21 protein-coding genes are annotated in these 25,160 nt (G+C 72.4%); 5 read left to right on the forward strand and 16 right to left on the reverse strand.

All coding sequences use genetic code 11. From position 1 onward, the window contains the following. The first annotated feature begins 14 nt into the window (after nucleotides 1-14). From JOD65_RS20660 to JOD65_RS20675, 4 genes are all read left to right on the forward strand, one after another. The gene (locus tag JOD65_RS20660; protein WP_191194747.1) at nucleotides 15-1,871 is read left to right on the forward strand and encodes an AMP-dependent synthetase/ligase; all 1,857 of its coding nucleotides are present in this window, start codon (nucleotides 15-17) and stop codon (nucleotides 1,869-1,871) included. Continuing rightward, nucleotides 1,868-2,749: a glycerophosphodiester phosphodiesterase family protein gene (locus tag JOD65_RS20665; protein ID WP_191194746.1), complete on the forward strand. Its 882-nt coding sequence runs from the start codon at nucleotides 1,868-1,870 to the stop codon at nucleotides 2,747-2,749. The genes JOD65_RS20660 and JOD65_RS20665 overlap by 4 nt, the downstream gene beginning before the upstream one ends. Further along, nucleotides 2,746-3,819, forward strand: coding sequence for a hypothetical protein (locus tag JOD65_RS20670; protein WP_191194745.1), 1,074 nt, complete (start codon nucleotides 2,746-2,748; stop codon nucleotides 3,817-3,819). The genes JOD65_RS20665 and JOD65_RS20670 overlap by 4 nt, the downstream gene beginning before the upstream one ends. Before the next feature lie 84 nt (nucleotides 3,820-3,903). Further along, nucleotides 3,904-6,054 (forward strand): MMPL family transporter, encoded by a 2,151-nt coding sequence (locus tag JOD65_RS20675; RefSeq protein ID WP_191194744.1) that lies wholly within the window; start codon nucleotides 3,904-3,906, stop codon nucleotides 6,052-6,054. A gap of 6 nt (nucleotides 6,055-6,060) precedes the next feature. Here the strand turns inward: JOD65_RS20675 and map are convergent, their stop codons facing one another. The 6 genes from map to JOD65_RS20705 form a co-directional block, all read right to left on the reverse strand. Continuing rightward, on the reverse strand, nucleotides 6,061-6,837 hold the full coding sequence (gene map / locus JOD65_RS20680; protein ID WP_191194743.1) for a type I methionyl aminopeptidase: 777 nt from the start codon (nucleotides 6,835-6,837) through the stop codon (nucleotides 6,061-6,063). Between the two features lie 10 nt (nucleotides 6,838-6,847). Further along, a complete protein-coding gene (locus tag JOD65_RS20685; protein WP_191194742.1) occupies nucleotides 6,848-7,537 on the reverse strand; it encodes a type 1 periplasmic-binding domain-containing protein in 690 nt (229 codons plus the stop codon). A gap of 51 nt (nucleotides 7,538-7,588) precedes the next feature. After that, entirely contained in the window at nucleotides 7,589-8,821 is a 1,233-nt protein-coding gene (locus JOD65_RS20690) for an ROK family transcriptional regulator (RefSeq protein ID WP_191194741.1), read from the reverse strand. Between the two features lie 8 nt (nucleotides 8,822-8,829). Further along, nucleotides 8,830-10,146, reverse strand: coding sequence for a sugar ABC transporter permease (locus JOD65_RS20695; RefSeq protein ID WP_191194740.1), 1,317 nt, complete (start codon nucleotides 10,144-10,146; stop codon nucleotides 8,830-8,832). Nucleotides 10,147-10,159: 13 nt separating this feature from the next. After that, nucleotides 10,160-10,936, reverse strand: a complete 777-nt coding sequence (locus JOD65_RS20700) for an ATP-binding cassette domain-containing protein (RefSeq protein ID WP_191194739.1) — start codon at nucleotides 10,934-10,936, stop codon at nucleotides 10,160-10,162. A gap of 117 nt (nucleotides 10,937-11,053) precedes the next feature. Then, the gene (locus JOD65_RS20705) at nucleotides 11,054-12,154 is read right to left on the reverse strand and encodes a sugar ABC transporter substrate-binding protein (protein ID WP_191194738.1); all 1,101 of its coding nucleotides are present in this window, start codon (nucleotides 12,152-12,154) and stop codon (nucleotides 11,054-11,056) included. A 204-nt stretch (nucleotides 12,155-12,358) separates the two neighbouring features. Between JOD65_RS20705 and aceB the strand changes: the two genes are divergently transcribed. Beyond that, nucleotides 12,359-13,939, forward strand: coding sequence for a malate synthase A (aceB, locus tag JOD65_RS20710; protein ID WP_191194737.1), 1,581 nt, complete (start codon nucleotides 12,359-12,361; stop codon nucleotides 13,937-13,939). Here aceB and JOD65_RS20715 read toward each other — a convergent pair. The 10 genes from JOD65_RS20715 to JOD65_RS20760 all read right to left on the reverse strand — a co-directional run bounded on the left by JOD65_RS20715 (nucleotide 13,896) and on the right by JOD65_RS20760 (nucleotide 25,157). After that, nucleotides 13,896-15,278 (reverse strand): guanine deaminase, encoded by a 1,383-nt coding sequence (locus JOD65_RS20715; RefSeq protein ID WP_191194736.1) that lies wholly within the window; start codon nucleotides 15,276-15,278, stop codon nucleotides 13,896-13,898. The genes aceB and JOD65_RS20715 overlap by 44 nt on opposite strands. Beyond that, nucleotides 15,275-16,090: a xanthine dehydrogenase accessory protein XdhC gene (xdhC, locus tag JOD65_RS20720; RefSeq protein ID WP_191194735.1), complete on the reverse strand. Its 816-nt coding sequence runs from the start codon at nucleotides 16,088-16,090 to the stop codon at nucleotides 15,275-15,277. The genes JOD65_RS20715 and xdhC overlap by 4 nt, the downstream gene beginning before the upstream one ends. 1 nt (nucleotide 16,091) lies before the next feature. Further along, nucleotides 16,092-18,467 (reverse strand): xanthine dehydrogenase molybdopterin binding subunit, encoded by a 2,376-nt coding sequence (xdhB, locus tag JOD65_RS20725; RefSeq protein ID WP_191194734.1) that lies wholly within the window; start codon nucleotides 18,465-18,467, stop codon nucleotides 16,092-16,094. After that, nucleotides 18,464-19,882: a xanthine dehydrogenase small subunit gene (locus tag JOD65_RS20730; RefSeq protein ID WP_191194733.1), complete on the reverse strand. Its 1,419-nt coding sequence runs from the start codon at nucleotides 19,880-19,882 to the stop codon at nucleotides 18,464-18,466. Before JOD65_RS20730 ends, xdhB begins: the two co-directional genes overlap by 4 nt. A 120-nt stretch (nucleotides 19,883-20,002) precedes the next feature. Beyond that, nucleotides 20,003-20,848 carry a bifunctional allantoicase/(S)-ureidoglycine aminohydrolase gene (locus JOD65_RS20735; RefSeq protein WP_191194732.1) on the reverse strand — a complete coding sequence of 282 codons (846 nt, stop codon included), beginning with the start codon at nucleotides 20,846-20,848 and terminating at the stop codon, nucleotides 20,003-20,005. Then, entirely contained in the window at nucleotides 20,845-22,203 is a 1,359-nt protein-coding gene (gene allB, locus JOD65_RS20740) for an allantoinase AllB (protein WP_191194731.1), read from the reverse strand. Before allB ends, JOD65_RS20735 begins: the two co-directional genes overlap by 4 nt. Nucleotides 22,204-22,205: 2 nt before the next feature. Continuing rightward, a complete protein-coding gene (gene uraH, locus JOD65_RS20745) occupies nucleotides 22,206-22,526 on the reverse strand; it encodes a hydroxyisourate hydrolase (RefSeq protein ID WP_191194730.1) in 321 nt (106 codons plus the stop codon). Then, the gene (gene uraD, locus JOD65_RS20750) at nucleotides 22,526-23,020 is read right to left on the reverse strand and encodes a 2-oxo-4-hydroxy-4-carboxy-5-ureidoimidazoline decarboxylase (RefSeq protein ID WP_191194729.1); all 495 of its coding nucleotides are present in this window, start codon (nucleotides 23,018-23,020) and stop codon (nucleotides 22,526-22,528) included. Before uraD ends, uraH begins: the two co-directional genes overlap by 1 nt. Further along, nucleotides 23,017-23,892 carry a factor-independent urate hydroxylase gene (pucL, locus tag JOD65_RS20755; RefSeq protein WP_191194728.1) on the reverse strand — a complete coding sequence of 292 codons (876 nt, stop codon included), beginning with the start codon at nucleotides 23,890-23,892 and terminating at the stop codon, nucleotides 23,017-23,019. Before pucL ends, uraD begins: the two co-directional genes overlap by 4 nt. Beyond that, the gene (locus tag JOD65_RS20760) at nucleotides 23,892-25,157 is read right to left on the reverse strand and encodes a DUF6986 family protein (RefSeq protein ID WP_191194727.1); all 1,266 of its coding nucleotides are present in this window, start codon (nucleotides 25,155-25,157) and stop codon (nucleotides 23,892-23,894) included. Before JOD65_RS20760 ends, pucL begins: the two co-directional genes overlap by 1 nt. Nucleotides 25,158-25,160: the final 3 nt, after the last annotated feature.

The raw sequence follows: 25,160 nt of genomic DNA on the forward strand, positions 1-25,160 counted from the left end.
CCGAGGAGCCGGAGATGACCGCGACCGACACCCACCCCGACGTCCTCGCAGTGCGCGAGGAGTACGAGGCCCGCATCCTCGGGCTGCACATGCCGGCCACCGTGCGGAAGGCAGCGGAGACGTACGGCGACGCACCGGCCTTCTCCGACAAGTTCGACGTCGCCGAGGGCGAGACGTGGTCGACGATCAGCTGGACCGAGACGTGGGACCTGACCCGCCGGGTCGCCGCCGCCCTGATCGACCTCGGGGTCGAGCCGGGCGACCCCGTGGCGATCATGGCCGCCAACCGCACCGCGCACACGCTGGCCGACTACGGCGCCATGACCGCGGCCGCCGTGCCGATGTCGATCTACAACACCCTCGCCCAGGACCAGGTCGCCTTCATCGCGGGCGAGTCACGACCCGTCGTGGTGGTGCTCGAGGACCACGACCGCTACCAGCGGTGGGAGCGGGCGCTGGAGGAGGTCGACTCCATCCGCCACCTGGTCATGCTGTCCGACGCCGACCGCGTCGACGACCCGAGGGTCATGACGTGGCCCGACCTCCTTGCCCGCGGCGACGACACCGGCCCCGTCGACGAGCGGATGGAGCGGATCACCCCCGACCTGCCGGCGACGTTCCTCTACACCTCCGGCACCACCGGCAACCCCAAGGGCGTGGTGCTCACCCACCACAACGTGATGTACGAGGCGGTCTCCACCCTCGACGCCGGCGGCCTGCACGGCCCGCAGCGCACGATCAGCTACCTGCCGCTCGCGCACATCGCCGAGCGCATCCTGGCGACCTACGCTCCCCCGTTCCTGGGCAGCCACGTGCACGCGATCCCGGACCCGGCGGGCCTCCTCGGGGCGCTCGGCGAGGTGCATCCGACCGCCTTCTTCGGCGTCCCCCGCGTCTGGGAGAAGATCAAGACCGGCATCTCGGCCAAGCTCGCCGAGGACCCCGACCCCGCCAACCAGAAGCTGGTCACCGACGCGATGGCCGCGGGCCTCGCGTGGACGCAGGCCCACGAGTACGGCAACGCGATGACGCCCGAGGTCGAGGAGGCCTTCGCCAAGGCCGACGAGGCGATCCTGGCGTTCCTGCGCCTACTGCTCGGCCTCGACCAGGTGCAGTGGGCCGCGAGCGCCGCCGCCCCGATGCCGCTCGAGGTCGCGAAGTTCATGGGCGGGCTCGGCGTGCGGGTGTACGACGTCTACGGCATGACCGAGACGACCGGGGCCTTCACCTCCAACGGACCCGACGCCTTCAAGCTCGGCACGGTCGGGCGACCCAACCCCGGCGTCGAGGTGCGACTCGCCGAGGACGGCGAGATCCTGTGCCGCGGCCCGGTCAACACCCCCGGCTACTACAAGCAGGAGGCCGCGACCCGCAACCTCATCGACGAGGCCGGCTGGATCCGCACCGGGGACATCGGCACGGTCGACGAGGACGGCTTCTACTCGGTGGTCGACCGCAAGAAGGAGCTGATCATCACCTCGGCGGGCAAGAACATCGCGCCCTCCAACATCGAGAACTACCTCAAGGAGTCGCCCATCGTCGGCCACGCCATGGCGCTCGGTGACGGCCAGTCGTACGTCGTCGCGATCCTCACCCTCGACGGCGAGATCGCACCGCTGGTCGCGGCCAGGATGGGCGTCGAGTTCACCGACCTCGCCGACCTGTCGGCCAAGCCGGAGATCCGCGCGATGGCACAGGCCGCGGTCGACAAGGCCAACGAGCGGCTGTCGCGTCCCGAGCAGGTCAAGGCCTGGGAGCTGCTGCCCGACGAGTGGACCGCGGAGTCGGAGGAGCTCACGCCCACGCTCAAGCTCAAGCGGCGCGTCGTGAAGACCAAGTACGCCGACGTGGTGGACAAGCTCTACACGTGACCTTCGACCTGCAAGCCCACCGCGGCGGTGCGGGGCTCTGGCCCGAGAACACGCTCGAGGCCTTCGGTCGGGCCCTCGCGCTCGGGGTCTCCACCCTCGAGCTCGACGTCCACCTGACCGCGGACGACGACGTCGTGGTCCACCACGACCCGACCGTCCACGGCGGACTGGCCGACGCGAGGAGGATCCGCGAGCTCAGCCGCGCCGACCTCCCGCCGTCGATGCCGCTGCTCCGGCAGGTCGCCGCGCTCCTCGCCGAGCGCGGCGCCGACCGGGTGCGGGTCAACCTCGAGATCAAGTACGACGCCCTCGACGCCAGCGGCCTCACCTCCCGTAAGGCGTTCGTCGAGCGGGTCGTCGACGCCCTGCGCGTGGACGGGCTCGTCCCCCGCACGAGCATCCAGTGCTTCGACTGGGGCGTGCTGGACCGCGTCGGTGAGGCCGAGCCATCCCTCGCGCGCAACCTGCTCGTCTCCCCGAAGTACCTCGGGGGCGCCGGCGGGGCGCCGTCGCCGTGGTTCGACGGGCTCGCGGTCGACGACGACTTCATCACCACCGCAGCCCGGCAGGGCTTCACGGCGATCTCGCCGATCCACGGGTCGCCGTTCCGCTCCGGCGTGGACGATCCGGCGTACCAGCCCTTCACGACGGCGGAACTGGTCGACGCCGCGCACACCGCGGAGCTGGCGGTCGTGCCCTACGTCGTCGACGACGCGCCCACCATGCGCCACCTCGTGCGCCTGGGGGTCGACGGGCTGATCACCAACCACCCCGAGCGGCTCCGCGACGTGCTCGCCGACGAGGGCCGCAGCCTCCCGCCCACGTTTCCCGGCGGCGCAGGCAACCTGCCGCCGGTCCGGAGCGTCTCCTCGACATGACCCCCTCCTTCCGCGCGGCCTCGCGCGCCACCCTGGTCGCTGCCGCCGCCCTCGCCCTCGCCGCCGGGCTGTCGCCGGCGACCTCCGCGACCTCCGCCGCTGACACGAGCAGCCGTCCTGCCCCCACGACCGTCCTCGACGTCCGCGGCCTCGAGCAGGGAGACCCGCCCGCCGTCGCCTGGAGCGAGCGGCGTTCCGGCCGGACCGTGATCCACGGGACCGGCGGCACCCGCACGCCCGCGCCCAACCGCCTCGACCAGTTCGCGCCGATGGGCTCCGGCCACGTCATCCAGACCATCGGTGCCGGCGGTGCCAGGACCCGCTGGATCGGCGCCGACGGCACCCCCGGCCCGCGCGAGTGGCGCACCGGCTACGGACTGGCGGTCTCGGCCCAGGGCAAGGCCGTCGCCTTCTCGGGCAGGGCCGGCAAGGTCTGGTCGATCGACGAGGCGGGCGACCGGGTGCTGTCGTTCAACCCGGTCCCCATCTCCGGCAAGGGGCGGGCGGTGGCGCTGTTCGGCGAGGACTGCAAGGAGAGCGCGACGAGCACCGGGTGCTCGATCTACGTCAACGGACCCAACCGCGCCTACTACACGTCCTCGCACGGCATCGTCGACCGGCCGCCGCACCTGCGACTCACCTCGACCGGGCGCGGGCGGTGGATCGGCGGCATCACCTCGCTGAGCGACATGGGCTCGTGCAGCGCGATGCTGCGCAGCTGGAACGTGAAGTGGCGCACCTGCGACAACCAGCTCTCCGACATCTCCCCTGACAACCGCCACGTCCTCGGCACCCCGGCGTACGCCGACGGCTTCGGCCCCGGGACGCTCGACCTCCTCACCACCGCCGACGGCTCGGTGGCGAGGTCGTTCACCTCGGCCCGCAACGGCCGCTCGGCGACGTACTTCGACGAGGTCTGGGAGGACGCCGGGCACGTGCTCGTCGTGACCTACCAGGCCGACCGGTGGGCGGTCGTGCGGCTCGGCGTCGATGGCTCGATGGAGTACGCCGTCGCACCCCGGCGCGGGACGATGGACGCCCGGGCGCCGTTCCGGCTCCAGACCCGCTGACGGGGCGCCGGGGGGCCGACCCTGTCTAGACCTCAGGGCAATTACCGATGCACGCAACGGCCCCCGGCTGCTCCACTAAAGGGCATGCACCGACAGATCGCTGGCACCCTGACCGGCCGCGTGACCAAGTGGGTCGTCCTCGTGGCGGTCCTGGCGCTCACCGGGATCATGGCCACCTTCTCGGCCAAGCTCACCTCCGTCCAGAACAACGAGGCCTCCTCGTGGCTGCCCGAGTCGGCGGAGTCGACCCAGGTCCTGGAGGAGCTGTCCGAGACCGTCGACCCCAACGACATCCCCACCCTGGTGGTCTACCAGCGTGACGGAGGGCTGACCGAGGACGACCTCGCCCAGATCGAGGCTGACGGCCCGGAGATCGCCGAGATCGACGGTGTCACCGACGAGGGCGTGCTGACGCCCGCGGCCGCGGAGGCAGCTGCGGCCCAGGGGGCGCCGGTGCCGACGCTGGTGTCCGACGACGGCGAGGTCGCCTACCTCTACTTCGTGCTCAACTTCGGGGCCAACGGCTGGAACGCAATCCCCGACGCCGCCGACGAGATCCGTGACATCGCCACGCTCGACGGCGGACAGGTCCACCTCGCCGGCTACGGCGGCCAGGCCGCCGACTCCGCCGAGGCCTTCGAGGGCATCGACACCAACCTGATCTTCGCGACGCTCGCCGTCGTCATCGTGATCCTGCTCTTCACCTACCGGAGCCCGATCCTGTGGCTGCTCCCGATCCTCTGCGCCGTCTCGGCCAACTTCATCGCGACCGGCCTGGTCTACCTCCTCGCGAAGTACGCCGACCTCACGGTCAACGGCCAGAGCCAGGCCATCCTCAGCATCCTGGTGATCGGGGCCGGCACCGACTACGCGTTGCTGCTCGTCGCCCGCTACAGGGAAGAGCTCCGTCGTCACGAGGACCGCCACGAGGCGATGGCGTTCGCGCTGCACCGCGCCGCGCCGGCGATCTTCGCCAGCGCGGCGACCGTCGCCGTCGGCATGCTGTGCCTGTCGTTCGCCGACCTCAACTCCACCGCCGGCCTCGGCCCGGTCCTGGCCATCGGCGTCGCCGTCACCATGCTCGTGATGGTGACGCTGCTGCCCGCTCTGCTGGTGATCTGCGGCCGCTGGGTCTTCTGGCCCAAGCGCCCTGCCTACCGCAGCGCCGAGCCCACCGCCAACGGCTTCTGGGCTCGCGTCGGCCGCGCGATCAGCCACCGCCCGCGCCGGGTCTGGATCACGACCACCGGTCTCCTGCTGCTGGCCTGCCTCGGCCTCTTCCGGCTCGACGCGTCCGGGCTCTCCACCGAGGACACCTACACGAAGGAGTTCGACTCCATCAAGGGCCAGGCGCTGCTCGCCGACCACGGCCTGGCCGACAACTCCAACACGATCCAGGTCGTCACCAACGCCGACCAGGCAGCCGACGTCGCGGCGTCGCTGGAGGGCGTCGAGGGCCTCGGCGCCCCGGGAGAGGTCCAGCCGATCTCCGACGGCCGGGTGTGGTTCGAGGCGACCGTCAACGCCGACATCTCCTCCACCACCGCGGCCGACATCGTGGAGTCCAGCCGCGAGGCCGTCCACGGGGTGACGGGTGCCGACGCGCTCGTCGGAGGCGGTGCCGCGTTCTACCTCGACACCAAGATCGCCTCCGAGCGGGACAGCTGGGTCATCATGCCGCTGGTGCTGGCAGTCGTGCTGCTGATCCTGATCGGGCTGCTGCGGGCCGTCGTCGCCCCCGTGATCCTCATCGCGACCGTGGTGCTGTCCTTCGGCGCCGCGCTGGGCATCTCGGCGCTGCTCTTCGAGTACGTCTTCGGCTTCGCCGGGTCCGACCCCGGGTTCCCGCTGTTCGCCTTCGTGTTCCTCGTGGCGCTGGGCATCGACTACAACATCTTCCTGATGACCCGGGTGAGGGAGGAGACCGTCACCTACGGCACCCGCAAGGGCTCGCTCATCGGCCTGGCGTCCACCGGAGGCGTCATCACCTCGGCCGGCATCGTCCTCGCCGCCACCTTCCTGGTGCTGGGCTCGCTGCCGCTGGTGTTCCTCGCCGAGCTGGGCGTGGCCGTGGCCCTCGGCGTCATGCTCGACACACTCGTCGTCCGGTCGGTCCTGGTCACGGCGCTCAACCTCGACCTGGGCGGCAAGATCTGGTGGCCGAGCAAGCTCGACTCAGCCGACATCCCGCTCACCGAGAGCGAGGCGGAGGCCCCGTTGGAGACGGTGCACTAACAGGGGTCAGGCGGAGGTCGCGAGGGTCAGGACCTCCGCGCCGTCCTCGGTGATGGCGATCGTGTGCTCGCTGTGCGCGGTCAGGCAGCCGGTGGCGCTGCGCAGCGTCCAGCCGTCGTCGTCGGTCACCAGCTCGTCGGTGTCGGCCATGATCCACGGCTCGAGCGCCAGCAGCAGGCCGGGGCGGAGCTTGTAGCCCCGGCCCGGTCGGCCGTCGTTGGACACGTGGGGGTCCTGGTGCATCGTCGTGCCGATGCCGTGGCCGCCGAACTGCATGTTGATCGGGTAGCCCGCGTCGCCCAGGACCGTGCCGATCGCGTGTGACAGGTCGCCGATCCGAGCGCCCGGGCCGGCGGCGGCGATGCCGGCGGCCAGCGCCCGCTCGGTGGTCTCGATCATCTCGACGCTCCCCGCCGGGCGGCTCTCCCCCACCACGAAGCTGATGGCCGAGTCGGCGGCGACCCCGTCGAGGCGGACCGCGAGGTCGAGGGTGAGCAGGTCGCCGTCGGCGAGGCGCTGGTCGCGCGGGCGCCCGTGCAGCACGGCGTCGTTGACCGCCGTGCAGACGTAGTGGCCGAACGGGCCCCGACCGAAGGACGGGGCGTAGTCGACGTAGCAGGACTCGGCGCCCGCCTCGCGGATCATCTCGGCCGTCCAGCGGTCGAGGTCGAGCAGGTTGGTGCCGACGTCGCTGCGCGAGCGCAGCGTCTGCAGGATGTCGCCGACGAGGGCGCCGGTGCGGCGGGCGCGGTCGACCTGGGCCGGGGTGAGGATCTCGATCATCGGGGCGCCATCATCTCAGTCCCAGCCTCGCACACTGCTTGCGCGTGTCACCGCTGCACAGGTCGTCGAGGGTGAGGATCCCCTCGGCCACCAGGACGGAGGTGAGGGTGTCGACGGTGACGTCGCGGTCGCTGTAGAGCCACGACTCCACCCCGTCGACGTCCTCGCCGCCCTCGACGGGCTCGTCGGCGAGGTAGGCCACGGCCAGGTCGGCGGCACGGTCGCTCATCGCTCCCGTCGGCACGTACGTCATCGTCTTCTCCTCGCCGCGGACGATGTCGCGGGCGGCCTCCACGTCCGAGCCCGTCTGGCGGGCCAGCGAGCCGCTCTCGAGGCCCACGAAGCGGTCCGAGCCGGGGACGAGCTCACCGAGCGAGATGACGGGCAGGTCGCCGCCGGCGAGGGTGTCGAGGTCGTCGGGGTCGACCGGCACCACGACCACCACGTCCGCCGAGGCGGCCTCCGCCTGGCGCGCCTGGCTCTTCTGGGTGGCGGCGTCGCCCTCGGCGTCGTACACCCGCACGCGGCACTCGTCGCAGGTCGACTCCACCCGGTCGGTGAGCCGGTCGAGGTCCACCACGCGGGACGAGGAGTCCCCGCCGTCGGCCACGAGCACCGCGATGGTCGGCTCGTCGCCGACGCAGCCCGACAGCAGCGGGGCGACGACGAGGGCAGCGGTGAGGAGTCTTGCGCGGAGCATCCGGAGGAGGTTATCGGCTCTGCCCTGCAGTGACCGCGCCGGCGGCGCCGCTCATCCGGCGAGCCGGGTGCCGACGCCGACGAGCGCGGTGCCGAGGGCGGCCACCGGGTCCACGAAAAGGGGCTCCAGCGCGATCTCCGCGGCACCGAGGAGCGAGGAGTCGGACCCGAGTCCCGGCAGGGTCAACGTCACCGACTCGAGGGGAGCCGGCAGCGCGCGGTTGGCGAGCCCGGCCTCCACCTCGGGGCCGACGAGCGCGTAGAGGGAGCGGAAGTAGCCCCCCAGCACCACCTGGCGGGGGTTGAAGACGTTGACGATGCTGGCCAGTCCGTGCCCGAGCGCCGTCCCGGTGGCACGGAGCGCCGGTGACGGCTCGCCGAACCCGTCGAGGACCTCGTCGAGCTGAGCCACCTTGTCGGTCGGGCAGTGGATGGCCTCGGCGATGGCGTGCGCCCCGACCTCGGTCTCCCAGCAGCCCCGGTTGCCGCAGTGGCACTCGCGCCCAGCCGGGTTGAAGCGGAGGTGGCCCACCTCGCCGGCGTACCCCCCGGCGCCCTCCAGCCGGACGCCCCCGGTGATGACGCCGGCGCCGACACCGACGTTGCCCGAGACGTAGATGAGGTCGTCCACCCCCACGGCCACCCCGCGGACGTGCTCGGCGAGCGCGCCGAGGTCGGCGTCGTTCGCGATCGACACCGGCACGTCGAGGCCGAGCGCGGCCAGGACGATGCCGCCGAACGAGACGTCGTGCCACTCGAGGTTCGGGGCGAGCCGGATCAGGCCGTCGCTGTTGCGCACGAGGCCGGGGACGCTGATCCCGATGCCGACCAGCTGCGCGGCGTCGGGGACCTCCTCCACGACGCAGCGGATCAGTCCGGCGACGGCGGCGCCGACCTGCCACGCCTCGCCGTCGCTGCGCACCGGCGCCTGCGCCCGCTGAAGCACGCGCCCACCGAGGCCGATGCGGGCCACGACCGCCCGGTCGACCCCGAGGTCCACCGCGATGACGAACGGGCCCTGCTCGGCGATGCGGACCCCGGCCGACGGTCGGCCGGCGCCCTGGCGCGGCGTCCCCTCGACCGGGAGCACCCGCTCGGTGATGCCGAGTGCCTCCAGCTCGTTGACGAGCGCGGCGATGGTGCTGCGGTTGAGCCCCATGAGGCCGGTCAGCTCGGCGCGCGAGATCTGACCGGCTCCATGGACGTGCCGCAGGACGGTCCCGAGGTTGTGGCGACGCGCGAGCTCCTGGTTGGTGCCCAGGCCCGGACGCCGGCGGGTGGTCATGTCGGGCCCTACACGCCGGCAGAGGAACGGCGACGGCGCGAGATGGCGTCCACGCTCGCAGCGAGCAGGAGGACCCCACCCGTGACGAGGAAGTTGATGTAGCTCGCCTGGTTGAGCAGGCCGAGGCCGTTGGGGATGGTCGCGATCACCAGACCGCCGATCACCGCGTCGATCGCCCGACCCCGGCCACCGAAGAGGCTGGTGCCGCCGATCACGGCCGCGCCGACGGCGTACAGCAGCTCGTTGCCGCCACCGGAGCCCGGCGAGACCTTGCCGGTGTACGACGCGGCGAGCAGGCCGCTGATGGCTGCCATCGAGGAGCAGATGATGAAGCCGGTGATCTTCACCCGGTTGACGTTGATGCCGGCCCGGCGAGCGGCCTCGGCGTTGCCGCCGACGGCGTAGAGGTGCCGGCCGAAGCGGGTGCGGCCGAGGATGAACGTCCAGAACAGCAGGAGCACGACCACGACCGGGAGCACCCACGGGATGCCGCTGATGTTGAACAGCGCCGGGTTGGGGGCGCGGTTGGCGCTGAGCAGGGCGGTGACGCCGAGCACGATCGCGCCGAGCACGACGATCCGGATGATCACCAGGCCCAGCGGCCGGTGGACCAGGCCCTTGGCGGAGAGGGTGCGGTAGCTCCACAGCGAGAGCGCGGCGTAGCCGACGACGATGAGGATCGCCGCTATCCAGCCTGCGGTCACCGGGACGTTCTTGATGGAGAGGCCGCGCAGCACCTCGTCGTTGAAGCGCAGCGAGCCGCCCGAGCCGATCAGCTTCAGCGGGATCGCCTGCAGGGCGAGGAAGAACGCGAGGGTCACCACGAAGGACGGGATCCCCAGGAAGGCGACCAGGGAGCCGATCGCGAGGCCGATCAGCGCTCCCGCGGCGACGCCGGTCAGGGTCGCGGCCCACCACGTCCAGTCGTAGTCGATGAGCATCAGCGCGATGATCGTCGCGCAGGCTCCGCCGGCCACACCGGCCGACAGGTCGATCTCGCCCAGCAGCAGGACGAAGACGATGCCCATCGCGAGCACGATGATCGAGCCGGCCTGGATGACCAGGTTGGCCATGTTGTAGGTCGTCAGGAAGCGGTCGTGCAGCGAGCTGAAGACGATGAACAGGAAGACGAGGCCGAGGATGGCGGGCAGGGAGCCCATGTCGCCACCGCGCAGGCGGTCGAGGTATTCGCGCGCCGAGTCCTTGATGGTCGCGGCCTGCGCGTTGTCGCTGTCGAAGCCCGTGGTCTCCCGGATCGGTGCCGGGCTGGGAACGGTGCCGGTGCCGCCCGCGGAGTCGGGGCTGGGGACGTCGGTGTCAGTCATGTCGTGCTCCTTCTCAGACGGACGCGGTGGCGGGGTTCTCGGAGATGCCGAGGTCGCCGGAGCGTCCGGCGGTGATGAGCTCGACGACCTGGCTGTGGTTGACGTCCTTCGCGGGGACGTCGGCGGCCACCCGGCCGAGGTAGAGCGCGGTGATCCGGTCGGCGACCTCGAAGACGTCGCCCATGTTGTGCGAGATCAGCACGACGCCGAGGCCGCGGTCCGCGAGGCGGCGGACGAGGTCGAGCACCTGGCGCGTCTGGGCGACGCCGAGGGCCGCGGTGGGCTCGTCGAGGAGGACGACCTTGGAGTTCCAGAGCACGGCCTTGGCGATCGCGACCGTCTGGCGCTGACCGCCCGAGAGGCTGGCGACGCTCTGGCGCACCGACTTCACGGTGCGCACGGAGAGGGACGCGAGGGTCTCGCGGGCGCGCGACTCCATGGTGATCTCGTCGAGGCCGACGCCCTTCTTCTCCTCGCGGCCGAGGAACATGTTCTGGACGATGTCGAGGTTGTCGCAGAGGGCGAGGTCCTGGTAGACGACCTCGACGCCGAGGTGGGCCACGTCACGCGGGCCGTGCACCTCGACCTTGTTGCCGTCGAAGAAGTAGTCACCGCTGTCGCGGCCGTAGATGCCGGCGATGATCTTGACGAGCGTGGACTTGCCGGCGCCGTTGTCGCCGACCAGGGCGGTGACCTGTCCGGGGTAGACGGCGAAGTCGACGTCGTGCAGCACGTGCACCACGCCGAAGCTCTTGTTGACGCCGCGCAGCTCGAGCAGCGGTTGAACCATGGTCCCACTTCCGATCAGCAGAATTTGTTGTGCGAGAGGACGGAGGACGACGCCCGGGCCGAATGGTCCGGCCCGGGCGTCGTCGTACCGCTGAGGGTCAGGCTGTCCCGATCGGGATCAGGAGATCCCGGCCTCGGTGCACAGGTCGGCGAACTTGCCGGTGCACACGTCCTCGGCCTTCTGGCCACCGTCGTCGATCACGTCTCCGACGTTGTCCTTGGTGATGGACTGCGGCTCGAGCAGGATCGAGGGGACCTCGCTGTCGTCGGAGGAGTCGACCGTGGTGCCGGTGGTCTCGGCCTCCTCGCCGTTGACCAGCGCGATGGCGGCGTCGGCCAGCGCACCGGCCTCCTGCGTGGCGGACTTGTAGACCGTCATGCACTGGGTGCCGGCGAGCACGTTCTGCAGGCCCTCGACGGTGGCGTCCTGGCCGGTGACCGGGACCTTGCCGGCCTGGCCGTTGCCCTCGAGGATGCTGATGGCCGCGCCACCGAGACCGTCGTTGGCGGCGAGCACGCCGTCGACCTTGCCGTCAGCAGCGGTGTAGAGCTGCTGGAAGATCGTGGCGGCCTCCTCGTTGTCCCAGTCCGGGACGGCCTGCTCACCGACGACGGTGTAGTTGCTCATCCCGTCGAGCACGCTGTGCGCACCCTCGGCGAAGAGCGTCGCGTTGTTGTCTGTGGGCGAGCCGTTGAGGAAGACGATGTTGGCCTTCTTGTCGCCGAGGCAGTCCGCGAGGCCCTGCCCCTGCAGCTCGCCGACGACGGTGTTGTCGAAGGAGACGTAGTACTCCGCCGAGCCGCCGAGGGTGAGGCGGTCGTAGTCGATCGTGGCGACGCCCTGGGACTTGGCCTTCTCCTGGATGGCCGCACCGGACTCGGAGTCGAGGTTCACGATCGCCAGGACCGTCACGCCGTTGCCGATCATCGTGTCGGCGATCTGCGTCATCCGCTCGGCGTCGCCCTCGGCGTTCTGGATGTCGTACTCGACGCCTGCCTCGTCGAAGGCCGCCTCGAGGGCGGGGCGGTCCGCGCTCTCCCAGCGCACCGAGGACTCGGTGTCGGGCAGGATCACGCCGATCTTGCCGGTGGCCTCCGAGCTGCTGCTGTCGCTCCCGCTGTCGCTGTCGTCGCTGCCGCTGTCGTCGCTGCCACAAGCGGTCAGTGCCATCGACAGGCCGAGCAGGGGGACGAGGACCAAACTGTGCTTCCGCTTCACGCGAACCGCCTCCTAGCGATCTGACGTACGTCGGCTACCGCCCAGCGCGGAGGCGCGTACATATGTTGTTCCACGCAACATATGAAGTGACCACCGTCACGTCCAGATCGCCGCGGCGGCTGTTGCCGGTTCGTTACCAAAACGGGCTCGTGGGGCTGCTGTGGACTGGACCACCAGTGAGCCCCGACGGCTAGCGTGGCGCCCATGACCGGCCTCGACGTGTCCGCCCCGCCCGTGCCGAGGTCCGAGGAGGTGCTCACCCCCGAGGCGCTCGCCTTCGTGGCCGACCTCGACGCCCAGTTCCACGAGCGTCGCGACGAGCTGCTCGCGGCCCGTCGGAGCCGGCGCGAAGAGATCGCCCGGACCGGCCGCCTCGACTTCCTGCCCGCGACCGCCGACGTGCGCGCAGGCGACTGGACGGTGGCGCCCGTGCCCGCGGACCTGCGCGACCGCCGCGTCGAGATCACCGGTCCCACCGACCCGAAGATGGCGATCAACGCCCTCAACTCAGGCGCGCGGGTGTGGCTCGCCGACCTCGAGGACGCCAACACCCCGCACTGGCGCAACGTCGTCGGCGGCCAGCTGACCCTGCGCGACGCCGTCCGAGGGCGCCTCGCCTTCACCTCGCCCGAGGGCAAGGAGTACGCCGTCGCCGACCCGGCGAGCACGCCGGTGGTCCTCCCCCGCCCCCGCGGCTGGCACTTCGACGAGGCCCACCTCACGGCCGACGGCCGCCCCGTGGTCGCGGCCCTGGTCGACTTCGGCCTGCACTTCTTCCACAACGCCCGCGAGCTGCTGGCCGCCGGGAGCGGGCCCTACTACTACCTGCCGAAGATGGAGTCGCACCTCGAGGCGCGTCTGTGGGACGACGTGTTCACCCACGCCGAGGCGGCGCTCGGGGTGCCGCACGGCTCGGTGCGGGCGACCGTCCTGATCGAGACCATCACCGCGGCCTTCGAGATGGACGAGATCCTCCACGAGCTGCGCGACCACGCGGCCGGGCTCAACGCCGGCCGCTGGGACTACCTGTTCAGCATCATCAAGAACTTCCGGGACGCGGGACCCGGCTTCACCCTGCCCGACCGCAACGCGGTGACCATGGCGGCGCCGATGATGACCGCCTACAGCGACCTGCTCGTGCAGACCTGCCACCGACGCGGCGCCTTCGCGATCGGCGGGATGGCTGCCTTCATCCCGAGCCGGCGCGACGCCGAGGTCAACGAGCGCGCCTTCGCCAAGGTGCGCGAGGACAAGACCCGCGAGGCCCGCGCCGGCTTCGACGGCTCGTGGGTGGCCCACCCCGACCTGGTGCCGCTGTGCGAGGAGGTCTTCGACGCCGTCCTCGACGAGCGGGACAACCAGCTCGACGTGCTCCGTGACGACGTGGCGGTCTCGGCCGCCGACCTGCTCGCCGTCGGTGAGACACCCGGTGAGCGCACCGAGGCGGGACTGCGCGGCAACGTGCGCATCGGCATGCAGTACCTCCACGCCTGGCTGTCGGGCAACGGCGCGGCAGGCATCGACAACCTCATGGAGGACGCTGCCACCGCCGAGATCTCCCGCTCGCAGGTGTGGCAGTGGGTCCACAACGGCGCCACCCTGGCCTCGGGCGAGGCGATCACGCGCGAGCTCGTCGAGCGGCTGGTCGCCGAGGAGCACGAGGCCCTCGGCGGTGCGGTCGACGACGACGCACGCCGGCTCTTCGTCGACTGCGCGCTGGGCGAGGACTTCCCCGACTTCCTCACCCTGCAGGCGTACGACGTCCTGCTGGCGCGGGGCGACTGACCGGCCGGACGAACCCGCCGGAGGCGACCTGGTCGCCACCGACCCACACGTCGGCGACGTCGGCGTCACCGGCGAGCGCGAACACCTTTCCGAGCGCCTCCTCCGGCGACCCGGCGTGCCGCAGCCCGATGTCGAGCGCGGTGCCGACCGGCGGCCGCACGCAGATCGCGTCGAACTGCTTGCCCGGGCTCAGGTCGCCGGTCACCTCGCCGAGGCCCAGCGCCGCCGCGCCCGCCGCGGTGCTGAGGTGCAGCAGGTGCCCCGCTGCCAGCGGCAGCCCGTCGGCGCCGAGCAGGTGCTGCAGGAAGTAGGCCTGCAGGCCCTCCTTGAAGATCGAGAACCCGGTGCCTGCGCCGACGTCGCTGCCGAGCGCGACGCGCACGCCCGCCGCGACGTGGCGCCGCAGCGAGAACATCCCCGAGCCGAGGGCGGCGTTGCTCGTCGGGCAGTAGGCCACCGCGGTGCCCCGCGCCGCCAGCACGTCGAGCTCGGCGTCGGTCGGGTGGACGTTGTGCGCCAGCACCGAGCAGCCACCCAGCAGCCCGTGGTGGTCGTAGGTGTCGACGTAGTGGTCCCGGTGCGGGAACTGGTCGGCGACCGTGGCGACCTCGGCGTTGTTCTCGTTCACGTGGGAGGTGAAGCAGGCGCCGTCGACCGCGGCCAGGACGTCGGCGCACGCTGCGAGGATCGCGTCGGAGGCCGAGAGCGCGAAGCGCGGCGTGACGGCGTAGCGGAGCCGGCCGCGGCCGTGCCAGTCCCCGGCCAGCCGGACGGCCTCGTCGTGGGAGCGCTCGGGCGTGGTGAGCAACGGCTCGGGCAGCACGCGGTCGCTGACCACGAGCCCGCTGGTCATCCGCAGGCCGAACCGCTCGGCCTCGGCGAAGAGGGCGTCCATCGCCGGCGCGAAGTGCGACCCGAAGACCAGCGACGTCGTCGTCCCCGCGGCGACGAGACCGGCCACGAGCTCACCGGCCACCGTGGCGGCGTACGACGTCGAGGCGAGGCGCTCCTCTTCCGGCAGGGCGCACCGCTCGAGCCACTCGAGCAGCGGCATGCCGAGGGCACCGATCACCCGCACCTGGGGGAAGTGGACGTGGGTGTCGACCAGCCCGGGCAGCAGCAGGCCGGACCGGAGGTCGATGACGGGCGCGTCGGGGCGTGAGGCGGCCACCGAGGCGAACGGGCCGCGGTCGGTGATCACACCGTCGTCGGAGACGGCGAGCCCGAGGTCGTCGTCGTAGCGGAAGGCCGGGCCGCTCGTGGTGAACGGGTCCTCGGGAGCGTCGTACGCGCGGGCCCGGTAGACGACGCGTGCGTCGCTGGTCGGGGCGATCGTCATGCGTCGGTCCGCGCCCGGTCGGCGGCCAGGAGGTCCATCAGCTCGGCGGCCACCGAGACGGCGATCGCGGCCGGCGGCTTGGAGGAGGGACCGGGCAACCCGATGGGACACCGGATGCGGTCGATCGTGGCCCCGTCGTGACCCTCCACCGCGAGGCCGGTGCGGAAGCGGGCCCACTTGGCGGTCGAGCCGATCAGCCCGACCGACCCGAGGTGGGTGCAGCGCAGGGCGGCGTCGCAGAGGGCGAAGTCCTCGGCGTGGTCGTGGGTCATCACGAGGACGTGGGTGCCGGCCGGGACCGCCCCGAGCGCCAGCTCGGGGACCGGCGAGTGGTGGACCCGCACCCGCGCCTCCCCGTCGGCCGGCAACGCCAGGCGCTCGTCGGCGAGCAGGCCCGGGCGGGAGTCGACGAGGTGGAGGTCGACGTCGTGGGCCGCCAGGATCCGCGCGAGCTGGAGCCCGACGTGGCCGACGCCGAAGATCGCCACGGACCCCACCACCGGCAGCGGCTCGAGCAGCAGGGTGACCTCGCCGCCGCAGCACTGGCGACCGTGGTCGGTGCGCGCCTTGTCGGTGAGGCCGAGGACGAGCTGCTCCGGGGCGTCGGTCCCGTCGTCGAGCATCGCGCGGGCGCGGGCGAGCGCCGTCTCCTCGAGGTTGCCGCCCCCGACGCTGCCCCACGACGCCGTCGCAGACACCACCATCTTGGCGCCGGCGTCACGGGGAGCGTGCCCGCGGACGTCGGCGATCGTGACCAGCACCCCGGCGAGCCGCTGCTCCCGCAGCCTCTCGACCGCTCCCAGCCAGTGCACGTCAGGCCTCCCCCGCCGCGCGGGCCGCCTGCTCGGACCGGGGGTGGAGGGCCGGCGCCGCCGGGTCCGGCCGGTCGGGCTGTACACCTGGCAGGCCCTCGACGACGCGGTCGGGGGCCGCGCCCCGGGCGCGCTCCGCCGCCCAGAAGACCGCCTCGGGCGTGGCCGGGGAGGCGAGCTCGACGCTGGCGCCCTCCGGTCCGAAGGCCCCGACCGCCTCGCGCAACGCCTCACGCACCGCGAACGCCAGCATGAGCGGAGGCTCACCGACCGCCTTCGAGCCGTAGACCGCGCCGTCCTCGTGCGCGTGCTCGAGCAGGGCGACGTGGAGCTCATCGGGCAGCTCGCCCAGGCTCGGGAGCTTGTAGGTGCTGGCGGACTGCGTGGTGAGCCGGCCGCGCGCGGGACCGTCGGACTCGTCCCAGCGCAGGTCCTCCATCGTCAGCCAGCCCACTCCCTGCACGAAGCCGCCCTCGACCTGGCCGAGGTCGACGAGCGGGGACAGGCTGTCGCCGACGTCGTGCACGATGTCGACCCGCCGGGTGCGGTGGGCGCCGGTGAAGCCGTCGACCTCGACCTCAGCCGCAGCGACGCCGTAGGCGAAGTACTTGAACGGGTGGCCGCTCATCTGCGTGGAGTCCCAGTGGATGCCCTCGGTGCGGTAGAAGCCGGCCGCCCACAGCTGCACCCGGCTGAAGTAGGCCTCGCGGACCAGCTCCTCCCACGCCAGGCCGCGCCCCGCGTCGACCTCGCGCAGGCGCGCCAGGACCTGCTCGCAGGCGTCCTTGACCGCGCCGCCGTTGAGGTCGCTGCTGGAGCTCGCCGCGGTCGCGGACGTGTTGGGCACCTTGTCGGTGCGGGTGGGTGCCACACGGACCTTCGCGAGGGGTACGCCGAGGGTGGTGGCCGCGACCTGGAGCATCTTCGTGTGCAGCCCCTGGCCCATCTCGGTGCCACCGTGGTTGATCAGCACCGACCCGTCCTTGTAGACGTGCACCAGTGCACCGGCCTGGTTGAAGGCCGTGAAGTTGAAGGAGATGCCGAACTTCACCGGCGTCACCGCGAGGCCGCGCTTGCGGTGCGCGTGAGCGGCGTTGAAGGCCGCCACCTCCGCACGACGGCGTACGACGTCGCCGCTGGCGAGCACCTGCTCCCACGCGGCGGCCAGTCGCTCGGGGTGGCGGACCACCTGCCCGTAGGGGGTGGCCTGGCCGTCCACGTAGAAGTTGCGCCGGCGCAGGTCGACCGGGTCGATCCCGAGCAGCGGGGCACAGCGGCCGAGGATGTCCTCGACCACCAGCATCCCCTGCGGTCCGCCGAAGCCGCGGAACGCGGTCTGGGACGTCTTGTGGGTGCGCGCCACCCGGCCGTGGACGAGCACGTGCGGGATCCAGTAGGCGTTGTCGACGTGGCACAGCGCCCTCGCCAGCACCGGCTCGCTGAGGTCGAGGCTCCAGCCCCCGTCGGAGGTCAGCGTCGCCTCGAGCGCGGTCAGCCGTCCGTCGTCGTCGAAGCCGACCCGCCACTGCGCGTGGAAGCCGTGCCGCTTGCCGGTCATCGTCATGTCGTGGGTGCGGCTCAGGCGCAGGCGCACGGGTCGGCCGGTGAGGACGGCACCCAGCGCGGCGACGGCCGCGAAGCCGTGCGGCTGCATCTCCTTGCCGCCGAAGCCTCCGCCCATCCGCAGGCACTGCACGGTCACGTGGTGGCTGTCGAGGCCGAGCACGTGGGCCACGATCTCCTGCGTCTCGCTCGGGTGCTGCGTGCTGCTCTGCACGAACACCTGGCCACCCTCGTCGACGAGGGTGAGCGAGGCATGGGTCTCGAGGTAGAAGTGCTCCTGGCCCGCCATCTCCGTGACGCCGCTGAAGACGTGGGTCGCCCCCGCCAGGCCCGCCTCGACGTCGCCCCGGGCCACGACGGGTCGGCCGCCCTGGAAGTGCTCGGCGTCGATCGCCTCGGTCAGCGACACGATCGCGGGGAGCGGCTCGTAGTCGACCTCGACCGCGGCCGCGCCGACGCGGGCGGCCTCGAGGGTGTCGCCCAGGACCCAGCAGACGGCGTGCCCGACGAACATCACGACGTCGGGGAACAGCGGCTCGTCGTGCTTCACGCCCGCGTCGTTGGTGCCGGGCACGTCCTCGGCGGTCAGCACCCGGACGACTCCCGGGACGGTCAGGGCCGCGGAGGTGTCGACCCGGGTGACCCGGGCGTGCGGGTGGGGCGAGCAGACCGGATGGGCGTGCAGGACGTGGGGCGTGCGGTGCACCAGGTCGTCGGTGTAGAGCGCGTGGCCGGTGACGTGCAGGGCCGCGCTCTCGTGGGGCAGGGCGAGGCCGACGACCGCGTCGTCGGGGCGCTCGGACAGGTGGCTCACGCCGACCCCTCCTCGTCCCGCGCCTCGTCCCGCGCCTCGTCCCACGCCTCGTCCCACCAGGCCCTCAGGGCGTTGCCCAGCATCGCCGAGCGGTAGGCCGCACTGGCACGCTGGTCGTCGATCGGCGTGCCCTCCCCCGCGAGCACGGAGGAGGCCGCCTCGACCGTCTCCTGCGTCCACGGCCGTCCCTCGAGGGCAGCCTCGGTGGCACGGGCGCGCAGGGGCGTGGCGGCGACGCCGCCGAGGCCGATGCGGGCCCTCACGACCGTGCCGTCGACGACGTCGAGGGCGGCCGCGACGGCGACGCTGGAGATGTCGTCGTAGCGCCGCTTGGCGACCTTGCGGAACGTGGTGTGTGCGGCGAGTGGGGTCGGCACCCGGACGGCCCGGACGAGCTCCGCGGGCCGCAGCACGGTCGTGCGGTAGCCGGTGAAGAAGTCGGCCAGCGCGACCTCCCGGTCACCGGTGGTCGAGGCGAGCAGCAGCGTCGCGTCGAGGGCGAGCAGGGCGGGCGCGAGGTCACCGATCGGCGACGCCGTCGCGAGGTTGCCGCCGATCGTGGCGCCGTTGCGGATCAGCGGCGAGGCGAAGAGCGGCCAGACCTCCGCGAGCAGCGGCACGGTGTCGCCGAGCGCCGCCTCGACCTCGCTCAGGGTCAGCGCGGCACCGATCTCGACCGGGCCGTCGGTCGAGATCCCGCGCAGCTCCGGCAGCCGGTCGACAGCGACGACGTACGCCGCTCGGCGACCGCGCAGGTTGGCCTCCACGCCCCAGTCGGTCGACCCGGCGACGACCACGGCGTCGGGGTGGTCGGCCAGGAGCGTGAGCGCATCGGCGAGGTCGGCGGGACGGGCGAACCCGTCGACCCGGGTCGCCACCGCCGCGGGCGCGGGGTTCGCCTGCCGCTCGGCCAGAGGGTCCGCGGGTGCGGGACCACCGAGGGCGCGGGCCGCGTCGCGGATCGGGCGGTAGCCGGTGCATCGGCAGAGGTTGCCGGCGATCGCATGCAGGTCGAACCCGTCGGCCCCTGCCTCGCGGTCGGGCCGGTAGTACTCCGCCGCCATCGAGCAGGCGAACCCTGGCGTGCAGTAGCCGCACTGGGAGCCGCCAGCGGCGGCGAGCCCGGCCTGGACCGGGTGCAGCTGCTCGGGCGTGCCGAGCCCCTCCGCGGTGACGACCTCCTGCCCGTCGAGCGCGAGGGCCGGCACCAGGCAGGCGTTGACCGGCGTCCAGCGGCTGCCGGCCCCCTCGGGGCGGGCGACCATCACGGCGCAGGCGCCGCACTCGCCCTCCGCACAGCCCTCCTTGGCGCCTGTGAGACCGAGGCCGCGCAGGAAGTCGAGCGCGTTGGTGTGGATGGGCGTCCCGGCGAGCGGGCGCGGCTGCCCGTTGACGGTGACCTGCGGATCCGGCACGTGCTCTCCCCTCGGGCAGCGCTGACGTCGCATGGTTCAGGGAGTCACGGGTCGCCGGTTGTCCATGCCGAACGACGACCTGCCACCGCCCATCCTACGTGAGCCGGGTCACATCGTCAGTCAGATCGGGCCCGACGTCGGGTGCAGCCGCGGGTGCCGGTTGACGTCCTTGTAGAGCAGGTAGCGGAAACGGCCGGGCCCGCCGGCGTAGCAGGCCTGGGGGCAGAAGGCGCGCAGCCACATGAAGTCGCCCGCCTCCACCTCGACCCAGTCCTGGTTGAGCAGGTAGACCGCCTTGCCCTCGAGGACGTAGAGGCCGTGCTCCATCACGTGGGTCTCCGGGAACGGGATCGCTCCCCCGGGCTCGAAGCCGACGATGTTGACGTGCATGTCGTGCCGCACGTCGAGCGGGTCGACGAAGCGCTGGGTGCCCCACGCGCCGTCGGTGTCGGGCATCGGCTCGGCCGCGACGTCGTCCTCGTGCACGACGAACGGCTCGGGCACCTCGATGCCGTCGACCCGCTCGTAGGCCTTGCGGATCCAGTGGAAGGTCAGCGGCTCGGCATCGGCCCCGTCGCTGCGCAGCGTCCAGGTCGTTCCGGGCGGCACGAACGCGTAGCTGCCGGGCTCGAGCCCGTGGGTCTCGTCACCGACGGTCAGCGTGGCCCGCCCGCCCACGACGAAGAGCACGGACTCCGCGTCGGGGTCGTCGTCGGGCCGCTCGGTCCCGCCACCGGGCGCCACCTCCACGACGTACCACGAGAAGGTCTCGGCGAAGCCGGACAGCGGCCGGGCGATCACCCAGAGCCGGGTGTCGTCCCAGTGCGGCAGGCGGCTGGCGACGATGTCGGTCATGGTGCCGCGCGGGAGCACGGCGTACGCCTCGGTGAAGACCGCCCGACCGGACTGGCCGGTGGTCAGGTCGGTCTGCGGCGGCAGCCCGCCCCTCGGGACCCAGTACGTCATCGCGCCACCCCTCTCCTCATCCCTCGCCCCAGCAGCCGGCCGCGCGGCGGGCCCGACAGGTCGACAGGTCGTCCGCGCAGCCAGGTCGCGCGCACGGTGCCGGTGAGCGTACGCCCGGCGTAGGGCGTGACCGGGTTCTTGTGGTGCAGCGCCGCCGCGTCGACGACCCACTCCTGGTCGGGCGCGAAGACGCACAGGTCCGCGTCGGCGCCCACGGCGATCTCGCCCTTGCCGGACAGCCCCACCCGGCGGGCCGGGGCGGTGGCCATCCAGCGCACCACCTCGGCGAGGGGCACGCCGCGCTCGCGGGCGCCCGTCCAGACGACCGGCAGGCCCAGCTGGAGCGAGGCGATCCCACCCCAGGCGTCGGCGAAGTCGCCGGTCTCCTGGCGCTTGAGGTCGACGGTGCACGGCGAGTGGTCGGTGACGACGAGGTCGATGTCGCCCGCGACGAGCGCCCGCCAGAGGGCGTCGCGATTGGTCGCGTCGCGGATCGGCGGGCAGCACTTGAGCGCGGTGGCGCCGTCGGCGATCGTCGCCGCGTCGAAGTGCAGGTAGTGCGGGCAGGTCTCCACGCTCACGTCGACACCGTCGGCCCGGGCGGCCCGCAGCGCCGGCACGGCGCCCGAGGCGCTGAGGTGCACGACGTGGGCGCGAGCACCCGTGCGCCGGGCGGTGTCGATGACGAGCGCGATCGCCTGCTCCTCCGCGGCGTCCGGCCGGCTGTCCAGGAAGCCGCGGTAGGCCGCACCGTGGGCGCACTCCGTGATCTCGTCGGCGTCCTCGGCGTGCACGACCATGAGGGAGCCGATCCGCGCGACCTCGGCCATCGCGTCGGCGAGCTCGGCCGGCGCGAGGTGGGGGAACTCCTCCACGCCGGAGTCGAGCAGGAAGCACTTGAAGCCGAAGACCCCGGCGTCGTCGAGCGGCGCCAGGTCGGCGACGTTGCCCGGGACCGCGCCACCCCAGAAGCCGACGTCGACCCAGGCCTGGTCGGCCGCGACCGCCCGCTTCGCGTCCAGCGCCGCGACCGTGGTGGTCGGCGGGATGCTGTTGAGCGGCATGTCGACGATCGTCGTGACACCCCCGGCAGCCGCGGCGCGGGTCGCGCTGGCGAAGCCCTCCCAGTCGGTGCGACCCGGCTCGTTGACGTGGACGTGCGTGTCCACGAGTCCCGGCAGCAGCACCTCGTCGTCGGCCAGCTCGACGACCTCTGCACCCGCGGCGGCGGCGTCGTACGCACCGACGGCGACGACGAGCCCGTCGCGGAGACGGACGGAGGCCGGCCGCTCGGCACCGCCGATGACCGCGCGGCCGGCCCGCACGAGGGTCTCCGGCGCGGTCTCCTGGGCCATGCTCAGCTGCCTCGATAGGTCGAGTAGCCGAAGGGGCTCAGCAGCAGCGGCACGTGGTAGTGCTCGTCGTCCCCGACGGCGAAGGTGACGACGACCTCGGGGTAGAAGGCAGCGATCCCCTGCGCGGCGAACCACGCGCTGGTGTCGAAGCGCAGGACGTGGTCCTCCACCGCCAGGTCCGCGGCGAGGTCCCCGATCCGCCCGTCGTCGTCGGTGAGTCCCTCGGCGAGGACGCTGCCGTCGGCCGACTCCAGGGTGATCCGCAGGCCCGCGGCCGGGCGACCGCTCGCCGTGTCGAGGACATGGGTGCTCAGCGATGCCATCAGGACAACGCCTCCTTCATTCGCAGGACCGCGATCTGGGTCAGCTGGTCGATCGTCGCAGCGCGCTCGAGCTCGTCGCTGTTGTCGAGGCGCTGCTGCAGGTGCTCGAGGATGTCGGTGCCGCTGCGGCCCGCGGCCCGGACGATGAACACCCGGCCGAAGCGGTCCTCGTAGACCCGGTTGCCCTCCTCGAGGCGACGGGCCAGGTCGGCGTCGTCCCGGTCGACGCCGGACTGCTCGCGCGTGGAGTGGGCAGCGTCGTGCCGGTCCGCGTCGGCGCGCTCGCCGATGCGCGGGTGCCGCGCGAGCGCCTGCTCGAGCTCCTCGTCGGAGATGGCAGCCGACGCCACGACCATGGCGGCCTCGACCTCGCCGAGGGTGTCGTACGGCCGGCCGGCCAGCACCCGGTCGGCCCACTGCGGTGCATCGAGGCAGGTGAGCAGCAGCCGGCGGGCGTCCTCGTCGGTCGCGCCGTTGAAGCGTGGAAGGTTCACGCCGTCCCCTCCCGCACGACCTCGGCCTCGATCAGCCCGTAGGGGCGGTCGGCCGCGATGAAGACCTCGCCCGGGTTGTCCAGCCCGAACGGTTCGAGGTCGACCAGGAAGTGGTGCTTGTTGGGGGCCGAGAAGGCGATCCGGGTGATGTCCTCGTGGGCGGTGAGCACGGCCCGACCCATCGCGTAGAGCGTCTCCTGCAGGGCCCTGCTGTAGGTCGTCGCGAAGGTCTCGAGCAGGAGCGCCCGCACGGACTCGTACGTCGTGCTCCAGTCGGGTCGCGCGCCGTCCCGGTGGTGCCAGTCCACGCGGAGCGCGGTCGCGAGGATGCGGTCGTCGGCGTCGGGGAGCGTCGTGTACTCGTCGCGGAGGAAGCCCTTGAACTCCGAGCCGGTGGACTTCAGCACCACCAGATCCTTGAGCCCGGAGGTGACCGACGGGCCCGCCGATGTCACCTCGACCACCGCGGTGCGCACCTCGCCGCCGCGGCGCACGAACGCGTGGTCGTGGCCGAAGCCGTTGACCGGGATCCGGTCCCACGCGTACTCCTCGACCTGCACCACGGCGCCCTTCGCAGCCGGCGTGGCCTCGAGCAGGCGGGTGCCGAGCGCGATCGCGTAGTCCTCGGGCGACGCGACGCCGTGCCGCTTGGCGAACGCGAAGACCGTGTTCTTCTGGGTGTCGGTCGGCAGCACCTGCGACTGGTCGCCGTCGGTGTGCGCGGCGGCGAAGTCGCCGTACAGCGAGGTCGACACGTTGAGGTCGTGGATCTCGTGGCGCGTCGTGTCGCGCACGATGCGAACGACGCGCGACTCCGCCTTGCCGTAGCGATTCGGTCCCAGCACGATCCCCGTGCCCTCTCGCGTGCTCATCAGCCACTGCCTCCTGTCTCCTTGGCGCGGTGCGCCAGCCCGGCGAGCCGGTGTGCGTCCAACCCGGTTCCCTCGCTCACCTCGGTCTGCGACAGGGCGCCGCAGTCGATCCCGCGCAGCAGGAAGTCGGCGAGCGCACGGGCGGTCGCCGGCTCGTCGAGGACGCCGGAGTCCCGGCGCTCGACATAGGTGCGCAGCCGGCCCGCCGCGGACGCGAGCCCGTCGCGGTAGAACCCGAACGTCGCCGCGAAGCGCGTCGGCAGCTGGGCCGGGTGGAGGTCCCACCCCTGGTAGTAGCCGCGCGCGAGCGAGCGGCGGACCAGTCGCAGGTGGTTGGCCCACGCAGCGGCGACCTCGTCCGGCGTGCCGACCGGCAGCACGTTGGTGGAGCCGTCGGAGAGGCGTACGCCGGTGCCGGCCGCCGCGGCCTGCATGACCGCCTTGGCGTGGTCGGCCACGGGGTGCTCGAGGCTCTGGTGCGCCGCGGCGATGCCGCAGAAGGCCGAATAGTCGTAGGTGCCGTAGTGCAGGCCGGTGCAGCGGCCGCCGGACGCGTGCACCATGCGGGCCACGAGGGCGCTGCCGTCCGGGCCGAGGATCGACTGCGGCGTCTCGACCTGGATCTCGAAGCGCAGCGCGCCGTCGTCGAGGCCCAGCCCACTCTCGAGCCGCGCGGCGACGTGGACCAGCGCCTCCACCTGCTCGACCGCGGTCACCTTGGGCAGCGTGACGACGAAGGTGTCCGGCAGCGGGCCGTCCTCGACGAGCCCGGCCAGGAAGAGCGTGAGGGTGCGCAGGCCGCGGCTGCGGGTGGGCGCCTCGAACCCCTTGAACCGGATGCCGGTGAAGGGCGCGGCGGTCCCGGCGTCGAGGGCGGCGCGCAACCCGGACGCCGCGCGTCGTACGTCGCCGTCCTCCTCCTCGTCAGACCGGGTGCCGTAGCCGTCCTCGAAGTCGATGCGCAGGTCCTCCACGGGCTCGCGCGCGAGCTTCTCGCGGACCCGCGCCAGCAGATCGCCGTCGTCGTCGAGCAGTCGGAGCAGCAGGCCCTCGTGCTCATCTGTCACGGCCAGGGCCGCGGCGCCGTGGTCGGCGACCAGCCCCGCGTGGAACCGGTCGGCCGGGACGTACACCGTGTGGACGGGCTGGCGTCCCGCGCGCTCGCCGGGGTAGTGATGTGCGAGCGCGACGTCGACGTCCGCAAGGCGCTCGTCGAGCTCGTCGACGAGCCCTGCGAGGTCGAGACCGGCCCCGTGGCGCTCCATGCC

The organism is Nocardioides cavernae, from assembly GCF_016907475.1.
Lineage (GTDB): Bacteria > Actinomycetota > Actinomycetes > Propionibacteriales > Nocardioidaceae > Nocardioides > Nocardioides cavernae.

Coding starts and splice junctions, on each gene's coding strand:
- JOD65_RS20660 (WP_191194747.1), top strand. CDS start 15: ATGACCGCGACCGACACCCACCCCGACGTCCTCGCAGTGCGCGAGGAG.
- JOD65_RS20670 (WP_191194745.1), top strand. CDS start 2,746: ATGACCCCCTCCTTCCGCGCGGCCTCGCGCGCCACCCTGGTCGCTGCC.
- JOD65_RS20675 (WP_191194744.1), top strand. CDS start 3,904: ATGCACCGACAGATCGCTGGCACCCTGACCGGCCGCGTGACCAAGTGG.
- map (WP_191194743.1), bottom strand. CDS start 6,837: ATGATCGAGATCCTCACCCCGGCCCAGGTCGACCGCGCCCGCCGCACC.
- JOD65_RS20685 (WP_191194742.1), bottom strand. CDS start 7,537: ATGCTCCGCGCAAGACTCCTCACCGCTGCCCTCGTCGTCGCCCCGCTG.
- JOD65_RS20690 (WP_191194741.1), bottom strand. CDS start 8,821: ATGACCACCCGCCGGCGTCCGGGCCTGGGCACCAACCAGGAGCTCGCG.
- JOD65_RS20695 (WP_191194740.1), bottom strand. CDS start 10,146: ATGACTGACACCGACGTCCCCAGCCCCGACTCCGCGGGCGGCACCGGC.
- JOD65_RS20700 (WP_191194739.1), bottom strand. CDS start 10,936: ATGGTTCAACCGCTGCTCGAGCTGCGCGGCGTCAACAAGAGCTTCGGC.
- aceB (WP_191194737.1), top strand. CDS start 12,359: ATGACCGGCCTCGACGTGTCCGCCCCGCCCGTGCCGAGGTCCGAGGAG.
- JOD65_RS20715 (WP_191194736.1), bottom strand. CDS start 15,278: ATGACGATCGCCCCGACCAGCGACGCACGCGTCGTCTACCGGGCCCGC.
- JOD65_RS20735 (WP_191194732.1), bottom strand. CDS start 20,848: ATGACGTACTGGGTCCCGAGGGGCGGGCTGCCGCCGCAGACCGACCTG.
- allB (WP_191194731.1), bottom strand. CDS start 22,203: ATGGCCCAGGAGACCGCGCCGGAGACCCTCGTGCGGGCCGGCCGCGCG.
- uraH (WP_191194730.1), bottom strand. CDS start 22,526: ATGGCATCGCTGAGCACCCATGTCCTCGACACGGCGAGCGGTCGCCCG.
- pucL (WP_191194728.1), bottom strand. CDS start 23,892: ATGAGCACGCGAGAGGGCACGGGGATCGTGCTGGGACCGAATCGCTAC.
- JOD65_RS20760 (WP_191194727.1), bottom strand. CDS start 25,157: ATGGAGCGCCACGGGGCCGGTCTCGACCTCGCAGGGCTCGTCGACGAG.